Here is a 12174-nt window from a genome sequence, read left to right on the forward strand (position 1 = left end):
GTTGAATATTAATGTTTTTTATTATTTATATTTTTATGCGCCATTGGAACCGTTCCTTAAATAAGAGCAGATGACAGTTTTTTGAGTAAGATCAGCTGACCCTTTTCAATGGAACGTTTGGGCCGATATCTATCTGCAGTGAAATGATAGGTATTAAGCGATGAGTCTCCCTCCCATTGGTCCAAATCAGAAGCAGCCTCAGATTACACCATTGGGTAAGAAGCCCGTTCGAGAAGAGGCGGTGACGAAAAACAAACGCAGGGTTTTCTCGTTCGGTGGGTTCAAATACCTCAGCCAACTACGAAAGAGGCTGGTTGCACGTATTCGAGTCTCGTTGAGACGACGTAAGATCGAAAGCCAGTCGAATCCGGCAGGCTATATACCCGACAGCAAAGGTGGCATGAGGAGTGCCGGCAAGGGGGCAATACTAGGTAGAGGGTTTGAGGGGCAGGTATTCAGAGCGATCCCTGAAAGGCAAACGCATGATCAGTCTCCATTTTTTACTCGGACATCTGTTCTGAAAGAAGCTCATCTGGAAGACACAACCACTTCTGGAGGAATCTACAGACTCAACAGAGCAAAATATGAAGCAGCTATGCAGAAAGTCTATCCGGATGCACCAAAAGTGTTTTCTGATGAACAGACATCTGAGTACAAAGCTGTAGCTGATGTTGATGAGGAATACTTTCGGGTCATCATGGAAGATGCAGGAACAGGTCTTAATGTGATGATTCACGGTAAAACACAAATTGATCAGGAAACTGGCAAAGTGAGCTTTCAGTTGAAAGGTCAGAATCTGGATGAAACAACATTTCAGGATATTGGTGGTCAGCTCAGTAGGACGCTCCAAAAAGCGCATAAGATGGGGATAGCACACAGAGATATCAAGCCGGAAAATATGATGCTGAGCAATCAGGGAAAAGCCAGAATTATTGATTTTGGGATGAGCATTGCTTCACCGGAAGCTCCCGGTGGCGCCAGAGTATTTGAAGGAGTTGCAGGGACTTCAGAGTATATGCCTCCGGAAATGATGAAAAGTGAACCATACTCGTTGAAGGCGGATGTATGGTCTCTGGGGCTTAGTTTTGCAGAGATGCTCACAGGTAAGAGGCCCGGGTTTCAAAAGCTGGTACTCAATTCCACTGGACAGGTAGGGGAAAAGGTAGTTGATGAGCAGAAGAGAGAAGAATATATCCAGACCGTAACTCAGGATCCATCACTCAGTGAGAATATAAAAAAGTTACTCTCCGGAATGTTGGAGGTTAATCCGGATAAGCGATTATCTGCTGAAGAAGTGGCGTCGCATCCAGCCTTCAAAAGTGTTTCGGACTCTGAACCAAGCTATCTGGCATTGCAGACTGAACACAGAGAAAAACTTGTCAGGCTAAAGCAGTTGGAAGGTAAGTCGGAAACAGATCTTTCACCAGCAATAGCAGAGCTGGAGGCTGATCTAAAACAGCTGCAGGCGCAAATGGATAAACTGAATGATCGGAGTCAGGAGTACTCTCTGAGAAACCGACTGGATAAGCTCCAGCAGGATGAGAGAGTTGAAAAAGCATCACTTCGTCGACTGAATCAAGAGATTGCTAACCTTCATGATGAAGACGACGAAGATGAGGTATTGGCAGAGGGGGCTGTTGAAGAGAAATCCAGTGAAGAGCTGATTACACGCAAGGAGAAAGTAGAGCGCAGCATTGAGCTAAAAACACTTGAAATCCAGAAGCTGGAGAGTTTGCTTAAGCCTGTTGGAGATGAAGCAAAGCCCCTCGGAAAGGGACCGGATGAAAAACATTAAGCAGCACACTGTCGTTCAGTCTTTATCCCCAGCTTTTTAAACAGCATGGCAGCAGGGCAGAAACCGGTAAAGCTGAACTGCAGTAGATTGGCACCGACAAAAACGGTCAACCAGACAAAGTTCGGGTGTACAAAATAAGTCAGTGCAACAGACAGCATTACCATGCAGCCAGCAAAGGCAAAAACAGCGCGTTCAACGGTCATTTTAATATCCTCTTTTTGTTTTCAGCTTTTTTCAGTGATTCGTCAAAACAATCAGTCGTTCTAATTAATAGTTCCATCTAACTCTAAGCCAGGCATTAGAGTTATCTTTATGCTGACCAAAGAAACTGTGTTTTTGCCTGCCGTAAAACAGGTTGGCACCGGTTGCTACTGTCCATTGATCATTGATTCGCCAGCTGACAGAGGGCTTTAAATAGGTATCTTTGTCCGTCCACGACCAGAAGCTGAACAGACTCCATGTCAGTTTCTGTTGATGAGTCAGCTTGGTCAGTCTCATAGTCAGCAGTTGTCGGTACTCATCCTGTTCAAAATCAGGAGTAGCAGAGTTTGATTTCAGTTGATCATAGTCCTGAGTCCATTCAAGGTAATACTGAACAGCGGCGGTCAGGTTAATACCAATCTCCTGTTCATAACCAGCCAGCCAGCGAACTTGCGAATTGGCAGTTTGAGGGTTGTCTCCGGAACGGTCTTCCCTGCTGTCGTACCAGGCAATTTCAGAGTTAAACAGTCCATTACCAACAGGCATTCTCAGGCTGGCGCCCCAGACATTAAGCTCAGGGTAAGTCATGCGACCATTGGCTTTTATCCCGAGCGGAGTGGTCCAGTAACCCATATAGCCATAAAGCGAATATTCGACACTGTTATGGTTTGTGGAGAGTCGGCCTGACCAGCTGGAACCAGCTGGTTCATCAGGATTCAGGTGAACAGCAGAGCTTTGACCTGTTGCCGGAGAGAAATAACTGAAGCGGTCACCGTTAAGTGTATGGTCCGGCGTAAAACGAGGTGTCCACACCAGATCGACGCTGAAAGAGTCAGCAAACCAGCTTGTTTTGATACTGTTTGATGATGCTTTGAGGTACTCATCATCCCGACCCGAGAAATAGGATTGCCAGTCTTTGGCGAACAGGTCATTGAGAAACAGATAGTCGCCTGTTCCCCAGGTCAGCACCTGACGCCCAGCCTTGATATCCATATTGTTGAGAGGTGAGAAGCTGATACTGGCTACACGGGTTTGAATTTCACTTTTATGAAGCAAGTCGTCGTACAGCCCGTCAACTTCAAGGTCGAAACGCCAGTTATCTACCTGATATTCCAGCTCAACTCTTGCGCGAATCTCGCTGAGAGTTTTATCTCTACCAATTGCTGAATCACTTTGAAGACGGCTTCCATAGCCTGCTTCCAAAAAACCGCTCCACTGCCATTGAGAAGGTGTTTCTTCTGTCCCCCAGTCTTCTTCCCAGTTGTCATCAGACCAATCATCAGTGGCAAAAACAGACAGGTTCATTGATGCCAGTATTATCAGAAGCGATGGTTTAAAGAAGTTCATGGTTTCTTCCTTAGCCATTGCACAGGAGGAGTTCTCAGGCTGCGTTCGCTGAAAATATTGGCAGGCATACCAAGATCAAACTTGATGCCCCGCATCTGCATTAAAGTGGATGTGCCTCTGTCGAGGTTACTGATTCTCGCCTGCAAAACTACGGGATAGCCTTGAACAGTATCTGTTTTCAGTACTTCCATTCGGCGGTAAAGCTTGCCTTTTTGATTAGTGAACTCGACCTTTTCCGGCAGGAGTGTGGCTCTGTTTATCCAGCTTTGGTAACTGGCAAACTCAACACTTTTTGAGTCTTTAGGAATGCTGGTCAGTACATAAAACTGATCAGTTGTATCCATCAGTGTGTGTTTGTCCGCCTGAGGATCACGACCAGAGACGTCCTCATAAAAAAAATCGGAACCAACAAAAGAGGTTCGTTTATCACCGGCAGAAATCCGTTTCACCAGATCCAGCCCGGGAAGGTAGAGCCAGCGGTCATCATCACCGCCCGGGTGACGAACAACCCTGAATACGGTGCCTCGAATATCGCTGGGACGACTGAAAAACACCATCATATCCTGCAGGCCACCCTGCTCACGGTCACGGCGGAGCATGGTGAACTGGCGCAGCTGTGTTCGGCCCTGAGCATCCACTATTTTCATTCGGGCTTCTGCCCTGCCATCGCTTCCGGCGTAGTAGTAAGCCATGTTGGCTTTACGAACGATCTCGCTGGCATCGGTCAGAGCTTCAGCTACTGCCGGTATTGCTGTTATTGCAGCAGTTAGGCTGCTGACAGCCATGGCAATCATCAAAGAAAATGTTCTGATTATTTTCATGGTCAGCCTCCTATTCGGCTTCTTTTTGGCCAAAGGCCAGAACAGCAGGTAGCAGCATCAAGGTCACTAATGCTGAAGCCGCCATAATGCTGGCAAGGAACACGCCCACGGTTATGTAAGGCACCAGTGGAGCCAGCAGCAGTGGCGTAAAGCCAGCCGCAATAACGATGGCATTACGGGTAATGGCCCGGCCTGGCTCCTGATACATTTCCTGAAGTGCCAGATGAACCGAACCTGTTTGTTTGTGGTACTCCCTGAATCTCTCCAGAAAGTGAATGGCGAAGTCGACAGAAAGACCCAGAGTCAGTGCTGAAAGCACGGCAATTGGCATATCGTAGTCTTTGCCAATCCAGCCAATCAGACCGTAGATAAAGGTGATGGTGAACGTCAGTGGTAGCATGGCGAGAATGCCGTATTTGATAGAGCGGAACAGCAACACCATCATCAGGAATACCACGGCAAACGACGACAGTAGGCTGTCCAGCATGCCGCTGACCATGGCGTCCTGCCAAACCACGTTCAGGTAAGCTTTGCCTGCCCAGTTATGTTCCAGCTCTTCGGGCAGAGGGTGCTGTTCTATATAACGATCAACCAGAGCAGTAACCTGACTCATATGCTGGTTATCGCCACTGGTCAGCTGGAGCCACATCAGGCTGGAGCGGTAATCAGGCGTAACGAAATGCCATAAATCCTGAGGGCGGTGGGAAGATTGATACTGGAGCAGGGCTTGAGCAACTCCATTGGCGCTGGCGGGCAGTTCGAAGTCAGCTTCTTTACCGCTTAGGAGTTCACGGTTAACCGTTTTCACTACATCGGGGAGGGCATTAACTTTGCCAACCCGTCCTGAATCAAGCAGGTGGTTTTGTAGTCCTGTCATCCATTCCAGCACATCCGGTTTGAGGAATAGCCGATCTTGTTTCTGAGTTTGTTCGGTAAGAATCAGGAGCTGTTCCAGCCATAAAGCCTCTTCATCATTTGCTTCAAAGAGTCGGTCATCAATGGTTGAGGAGAGATTCTGCAGCCAGTTTTCAAAGTTACTCTGTTGTTCTTCAGGGAGTAGGTCAGAAAGATTAATGCCTGCATTGTTCGCATGCCCGACAATTTCCGTGAATTTTGAAATAAAAGCTGTTCTATCAGTATCACTGGAAGGCTTCAGAACCAGCCAGGCATCGTAAGTGCCGGCAAAGTGTTCGTTTAACACACGGTCAGCAATACGAATTTCATGGTCGCTTTTGAACCAGTTAACCGGGTTGTCGTTTATCTCGATTTTGCTGACACCAACAACACTGATAGCCAGTAGACCTGTGAAGCCAACCAACACCAGCTTACGACCACGGATAGAAGTACGCCCCAGTACCGGCAGCCAGCGACTCAAACGACCAACGCCTTCCATTCTGTGAATCGCCGCCTGCATGGAAGCGAGAGATTCAGGCTTCATGCGAGAGATATATGCCGGAATAAAGAAGATGGTTAGCAGGAAAGCCAGAAAGATACCGAAGCCGATAAAAGCACCAAAGATTTTTACCGGAGGAATCGGTGTCAGCATCAGTGACAGGAAACCCACCGCTGAAGTGATGGATGTGTAGAGCATGGGGGTAAAGAGGTGTTCGACAACTTTGGTGATAACGGCTTTGGCATCATCACCGGGCTTATAGCGGTCAGCAAACTCGGACAGAATATGGGTCGAGTCCACCACAGCAATGGGCATCAGGAAGATGGCGATCATGGACGACATGATATGGACGGTGAAACCCATACCAATCAACAGTCCCATCACAATCAGAACCGTTGCCATTGCCACAATCATCGGGCCAGTCACCAGAGGAATACTTCTGAAGAACAACCACATCAACAGAAAGATCGCTAAACCAGCCATGGGAGCTGCGATGCCCATCTGGACAAACATCTCGACGCCAAACTGGTCCTCGGCAACGGGCAGGCCGGTGATATGGTAGTCATCAAGGCTATTCAGCTCCGGAATCATGGCCCTGATCTGTTCGGCCAGCTGGTAGCTGAAGTCTTTTGATTCTACTGGTACATAAATCGCTGCAGCTTTTCCATCGCCTGATACCAGTGTGTTTTGAAGCAGAGGTAAACGACCGACAGCCTCTTTAATAGCGTCGGACTGCTGTTGTGTAGTAGGCGCATCCTGCATCAGCCACTCAAAACGAATGGTTCCCTGATCTTCCTGACTGATGTTGTCTACCGTATTGAGCGCCATCTGGTCCGAGGCGATAACACCCTCAAGATTCATAATTTGTGAAGAGAGCCTGGCGATGGCCTGAAGAGATTTAGGGTTATAAATGCCTTGTTCACTGTCACTGACCGCGCCCACCACGATCATGTCGTGCATGGCAAACTCCTGCTTGACCTGATTATGGAAAATCCGGGCTGGATCATCAGCAGAGAGCATATTCTCAGGATCGGTATCGATGGTGAGCAACGGCATCAGAGCAGTACAGGCCAGTACCAGTAGAAAAATGACGGCGTAGACAGTCTTTGGACGATTCAAAGCCAGCCCAACAACCCTGTGTTTTATTGTTTTCATATCAGTGCTTTTCGGGTTGCTTTCCATGGCTTGCTCTTTGATAAAGAGTTTGATTAGTTAATGCTAATATAAGTTATATTAGTTAAATCTAATTTACAAGCAAGCATGAGATGAAAATTATTATCTTGTTAATAAATTGACTAGATATTGCAGTGTTAAATTGCGAAATGACGGAAACATCATGATTTTGAGAGGATTATGGAGGTAATCCGTTGACAGTTTTTACCGAGTCCAGTTTTAATGAGCAAATGCTAATTTAACTGGGAAAGGTATGACTCAACCCGTAAACATCGATATTCAAAATATGCGACTAAAAGCCCGAAATGCAGTGTCACTACTAAAAGCCGTCAGTAATGAAAACCGGCTGCTGGTGCTCTGTCATCTGGGTCAGGGTGAGTTATCTGTGACTGAACTGAATACACGCATTGACCTTAGTCAGTCAGCACTTTCCCAACATCTTGCCAAACTGAGACAGGATGGACTGGTGCAGACCCGTCGTGAGTCTCAAACTATCTATTACTCTCTCGCCAGCCCTGAAGCTGCACGCCTGATAGAGTTTCTACACAGCGAATTCTGCTGATCTTTAATTGATACTTCCTGAGAAAAACCTTTACCTTCCAGTTAGGGTAAGGGTTATGCTTTTGTCATTCTCTGACTTAATCTTCAGGAGCCAACGATGGCCAGTTCATCAAGCCTTTCATCCATACAATTGTCACTGACAGGCCTTAACTGCGCCGGTTGTGTAGGCAAGGTAGAGAAAGCCTTGAGGGCTGTCAGCGGTGTCGCTAAGGCCAGTGTTAACCTGGCTGATAAGTCGGCAACTGTTGAAGCTTCATGTGACACTGATCCGTTAATCAATGACCAGCTAATCAAAGCAGTAGAAGACGCTGGTTTTGGTGCATCCTTACTGGTGACTGAGCAACGCCTGTTTTCTATTGCCTCAATGAACTGTGCATCCTGTGTTGGCAAAATCGAATCCGCACTGAATGACACCGCCGGAATTCGTTCTGCAACCGTAAACCTTCCTACGAAAACCTGCAGTGTCGATGCTACTGTTGAAGTGGCTGACATTCTGACTATGCTGGAAAACGCAGGCTATCCGGGAGAGCTGGTAGACCAGCAGAAAGACCTTCAGGAAAAGCAGGAGCGCGAAGACAGTAAACGTTACCGCTATTTGATTCGACACACGGTTGTCGCTTTGGGTATTGGCCTTCCACTGATGCTCTGGGGCCTTGTTACCGGCGAGATGAGCGTTAATACTCCAGCTCAGCAGGTTGGCTGGGGAGCGGTTGGGCTGGTAACACTGTTGATTCTGATCTTCTCTGGCAGTCACTATTTCACAGGTATGTGGAAAGCCCTGAAACATGGCAATACCAATATGGATACCCTGATTGCTATGGGAACCGGAGTTGCCTGGCTTTATTCCATGCTGGTGGTGCTGTTTCCCGAGTGTCTTCCTGTAGGTTCCCGACACGTTTACTTTGAAGCCAGCGCTATGATCATTGGCTTGATCAATTTTGGTCATGCGTTGGAACTCAGAGCAAAAGGCAAAACAAGTAAGGCTTTGAAACGATTACTGGGTCTGCAGGCCAAGACGGCTCGAGTCGTTTGTGATGGCAATGAAATTGATATTCCCGTTGAGCAGGTTCGTAAAGGTGATCAGGTTCGAATTCGTCCTGGTGAAAAAATTGCTGTCGATGGTCTGGTCGTAGAAGGCAACAGCCTGATCGATGAATCCATGCTGACGGGTGAACCCCTGGCTGTAGCCAAAAAAGCAGGTGATCAGGTGTCCGCAGGCACTATCAATAAAAACAGCACTTTGTTGTTTCAGGCTGAGAAGGTCGGCAGTGAAACCACACTGGCTCATATTATTGCTTTGGTAAAGAAAGCTCAGGGTTCAAAACTTCCCATCGCCCGACTGGCTGACCGAGTGTCGTCAATTTTTGTACCCACTGTTATTACAGTCGCACTGATTGCTGCAATGGTCTGGTATCTGTTTGGCCCCAGTCTTGCTCATAGCCTTGTTGTTGCAACCACCGTTCTTATTATTGCCTGCCCCTGTGCACTGGGGTTGGCAACACCCATGTCAGTAATGGCGGGAGTGGGAAGGGCCGCAGAGCTGGGGATTCTTATTCGTCAGGGTGAAGCTCTGCAAAAAGCCAGCAAGCTCACCACTGTAGTTCTGGATAAAACCGGAACCATCACTGAAGGCGCTCCGAAAGTAACTGAATTACTGGTCAATCAAAACGCCAAAGAGTTTGATCAAGACAGGTTGCTAACACTGGCTGCAAGTATTGAAGCCGTTTCAGAACACCCGCTGGCAGAAGCCATCGTAGATTCGGCCAAAGAGCAGCAGCTTGAATTACTTTCCGTATCCGACTTTGAAGCCATTACCGGTCAGGGTGTTGCAGGCAAAGTAGATGGTCAGGAAATTCTGCTTGGTAATGCCGGATTGATGAACCATAAGTCGGTGGATATCAACAGTCTGTCTGACAAAGCCCTGAAGCTGGCAGAGCAGGGGCAAACGCCCATGTTTATGGCCGTGAACGGAAAGCTGGCAGGTGTGATTTCGGTCTCTGATCCGATCAGGGAGGATTCCATTTCAGCCATTCAGAGGCTGCATCAGCTGGGTGTCAGAGTTGTAATGTTGACCGGAGACAATTGCCATACGGCTGCTGCAGTGGCAAAGGCTGTAGGTGTCGATGAATTTCAGGCGGAAGTTATGCCGGAAGACAAAGAGCGGATTGTCCGAGAACTTCAGCAGAAAGGTGAGCTGACCGGCATGACGGGTGATGGCATTAACGATGCTCCTGCATTGGCCAGAGCAGATGTCGGTTTTGCCATCGGCTGTGGAACCGATGTGGCCATTGAATCGGCAGACATCACCCTTATGCGCTCATCATTGCATGGTCTGGCGGATTCTATTGAACTGTCGAGAGCCACATTGAAGAACATCAAACAGAACCTGTTTGGCGCTTTTATCTACAACTCTCTGGGTATTCCTGTGGCTGCAGGAGTGCTCTATCCGTTAACCGGAATGCTGTTGAATCCGGTTATTGGTGGTGCAGCCATGGCGCTCTCATCGGTGACGGTAGTGACTAACGCCAACCGACTTAGACTGTTTAAGCCTTCTGAAAGTCAGAAGCTATGAATATTTCCAAAGTAGCCAAAGCAACAGGCCTGACCACCAAAACCATTCGATATTACGAGGAGCAGGGATTGATACCTTCTGCTTCCCGTCAGGCTAACGGTTACCGTGACTACTCAGAGCTGCATGTTCGGGAGCTGAACTTTATCGGTCAGGCTCGCGAGTTGGGTTTCTCTCTTAAGGAGTGCGCTGACTTACTGGCTCTGTATAGAGATTCAGACCGAAAGAGCGCCGATGTAAAAGTCGTTGCCCTGAAGAAGCTGGTGGATGTAGAGGAGAAAATCAGCCAGCTTCAAACCATCCGGCAAAGCCTGAAGCAGCTTACTCAGTGTTGCCATGGTGATGATATGCCGGATTGTCCAATCCTCGACAAGCTCTCGTCCTAATTTTCAACCCATATTTGGCTTTGTAATAGATATAGTCCTGTTTATAACTAACTTTTGATATTTCGGCTGTCTAAACTTTCACTATCTAATAGTCAGAAATGGAATTTCGGTTATGAGTGTCGGCGGCCCTACTTCTCACCTCCCTGCAAATGCTCTTCAAACATTTGAAAAACACTTAGCAAAAGATGGCAGCAAGCTTGCACGGCTTGGGGAAAAGTCAGGTGAAATCAGATTTGGTGAGGCTAAGGGTAACTGGAAGCAGAAAACTGTCAGAGCAGTTACAGGTGGTCTTGAAAACAAAACAGTGAAGACTGCGAATAATCTGATTCAGGCTTTTAAAAATGACCTGATAGGCAAGCCAATCAGTGAAAGACATATAGCAACAATTAACCCTGATATTGTTCAGATCACCAATGGTCTGGTGAGTGGTATCAAAGCTTCAGTCCTGACTGTCTCTGAAGCGTATAACATGCTGAATGCCGTACATCAGACCGAAATAGATGAGGGCTCAACTTATGCCAGAACTTCACACACTCACCAAAGCTTCTCAGGCCAGAAAACTGCAGAAGCTATTGATGGCTACAGTACCCTTTCGCAAGGGGCTTCAAGTATTCCAAGTGATGGCTATGATACTGTTCGGTTCTCTGATCAAGTTGAAGAATCAGCTGGTTACTCAACATTAAATGAAGCCAGACAAATGGTTCAGGAACAGCGTTTGACCCGAACGGCTTCGAAAGAGTCCTTGGATAGTGCCTATGGAACTGACTCAGAGGATGATGATCCAGGCTACGACACAGTCAGGCGTGATGTAATGCAGGCAAGAGTTGATAATTTAAAAGAATCTCTTAAATCGACAAGTGATGTTGAGTCTGAAGATGAGGGTATTGAAGAGAATATGGAGCCTGCATATGGCAATGTGAGATATGAAAGAGAGAGTGTTGCTGGCTTGTATGGTGATATTGGACAGGTTAGGAAAAATAAGACTGACAACCTCTATTCCATGATGGTTTCACAAGATTCGTCTGTTCTGAAAGAGAAGCTGGCAAATACAGGGAGTTATGAAATTCTCAAAGATATGAGAAAAATCGCAACTGACCTGAGTCGTGATAGCTCTATGCCCCCGGAGGCAATAGCCGCTGCAAAGAAATCTATTACATTAACGACAGCGCGAATGTCTGAGGTAAGAGCTGAAGAGTATTTCTCTGAGTTGGGGGGAATGGCTCCTGCTGCAGATCGAGAAAATATCGCAGACCAGGTTTTGGCAAAATTGCAGGGCAAAAAATACAACAAGGCATTTATCAATCAGACGATGACTCATGTTCAGAGTCTGGTGGCTGAATTTAATCAGTTGGATATTGATCGAGGCTTAAAAAGCCCTCAACTGCCTCCTCGAAACTATTAAATTGGGTGAACCTGCCAGATACAGCTTCGCAATCGCCGTGTATTGTGGTTATGTAAGTCAGGATCTTTGATTCAAACACTGAAAGTTGATTATGAGTAAAAACGTATTTTTAACTCTAGCCATCGCAGCTACCTTAATTTTGGTGGCTGTTTTTTTCATTCATGACTCTGACACTGAGCAGACTGAGTCATATGACATTTCCAGCTTTCAGGAGAGGGTTAAAGCCAGAGCCGCAGAGTTAAATACTGCATTACCGACGAATCGCGATAATCAATCACTCTGGCTCTCGCTGCTTAAATCCATCAGTCAAAAATACAACCTTCAAATTACGATGAAGGAAAGTAGTTACCTGCAGGCAGAAATCTTAGTGGCAGAAGCACCTTTTAACGACATGGTAAATGCCTTCGCAGAACTCTATACTCAAGGCATCCGTTTCCAAAGCATACGCCTTCTGAAAACAGATACCCCTGGCATGGTTAAAGCTGACAGTATTCGATTGATCAATTCCAACTAATTCAAACTGAAC

At 46.9% G+C, this 12174-nt stretch carries 10 protein-coding genes; 6 read left to right on the plus strand and 4 right to left on the minus strand.

Annotation, left to right across the window (positions count from 1 at the left end):
* Positions 1–160 precede the first annotated feature (160 nt).
* Complete coding sequence (locus EOPP23_RS00390) at positions 161–1795, plus strand: protein kinase (protein WP_153763999.1); 1635 nt, start codon at positions 161–163, stop codon at positions 1793–1795.
* On the opposite strand, the gene EOPP23_RS00395 is transcribed toward EOPP23_RS00390, so the two are convergent.
* The 4 genes from EOPP23_RS00395 to EOPP23_RS00410 all read right to left on the minus strand — a co-directional run bounded on the left by EOPP23_RS00395 (position 1792) and on the right by EOPP23_RS00410 (position 6739).
* Positions 1792–1998 (minus strand): DUF2892 domain-containing protein, encoded by a 207-nt coding sequence (locus EOPP23_RS00395; protein ID WP_153764000.1) that lies wholly within the window; start codon positions 1996–1998, stop codon positions 1792–1794. The genes EOPP23_RS00390 and EOPP23_RS00395 overlap by 4 nt on opposite strands.
* A gap of 64 nt (positions 1999–2062) precedes the next feature.
* Entirely contained in the window at positions 2063–3343 is a 1281-nt protein-coding gene (locus EOPP23_RS00400; protein ID WP_153764001.1) for a hypothetical protein, read from the minus strand.
* Positions 3340–4164, minus strand: coding sequence for an outer membrane lipoprotein-sorting protein (locus EOPP23_RS00405; RefSeq protein ID WP_228550511.1), 825 nt, complete (start codon positions 4162–4164; stop codon positions 3340–3342). The genes EOPP23_RS00400 and EOPP23_RS00405 overlap by 4 nt, the downstream gene beginning before the upstream one ends.
* A gap of 10 nt (positions 4165–4174) precedes the next feature.
* The gene (locus EOPP23_RS00410; protein ID WP_228550512.1) at positions 4175–6739 is read right to left on the minus strand and encodes an RND family transporter; all 2565 of its coding nucleotides are present in this window, start codon (positions 6737–6739) and stop codon (positions 4175–4177) included.
* A gap of 244 nt (positions 6740–6983) precedes the next feature.
* Between EOPP23_RS00410 and EOPP23_RS00415 the strand changes: the two genes are divergently transcribed.
* The 5 genes from EOPP23_RS00415 to gspM all read left to right on the plus strand — a co-directional run bounded on the left by EOPP23_RS00415 (position 6984) and on the right by gspM (position 12162).
* On the plus strand, positions 6984–7292 hold the full coding sequence (locus EOPP23_RS00415; RefSeq protein WP_153764003.1) for a metalloregulator ArsR/SmtB family transcription factor: 309 nt from the start codon (positions 6984–6986) through the stop codon (positions 7290–7292).
* 96 nt (positions 7293–7388) lie between these two features.
* Entirely contained in the window at positions 7389–9863 is a 2475-nt protein-coding gene (locus EOPP23_RS00420; RefSeq protein WP_153764004.1) for a heavy metal translocating P-type ATPase, read from the plus strand.
* A complete protein-coding gene (cueR, locus tag EOPP23_RS00425; protein ID WP_153764005.1) occupies positions 9860–10246 on the plus strand; it encodes a Cu(I)-responsive transcriptional regulator in 387 nt (128 codons plus the stop codon). The genes EOPP23_RS00420 and cueR overlap by 4 nt, the downstream gene beginning before the upstream one ends.
* Before the next feature lie 112 nt (positions 10247–10358).
* Positions 10359–11648, plus strand: coding sequence for a hypothetical protein (locus tag EOPP23_RS00430; protein WP_153764006.1), 1290 nt, complete (start codon positions 10359–10361; stop codon positions 11646–11648).
* A gap of 91 nt (positions 11649–11739) precedes the next feature.
* Positions 11740–12162 (plus strand): type II secretion system protein GspM, encoded by a 423-nt coding sequence (gspM, locus tag EOPP23_RS00435; RefSeq protein ID WP_153764007.1) that lies wholly within the window; start codon positions 11740–11742, stop codon positions 12160–12162.
* Positions 12163–12174: the final 12 nt, after the last annotated feature.

Origin of the sequence: Endozoicomonas sp. OPT23 (genome assembly GCF_009653635.1) — a bacterium.
Taxonomy (GTDB): Bacteria; Pseudomonadota; Gammaproteobacteria; order Pseudomonadales; family Endozoicomonadaceae; genus Endozoicomonas_A.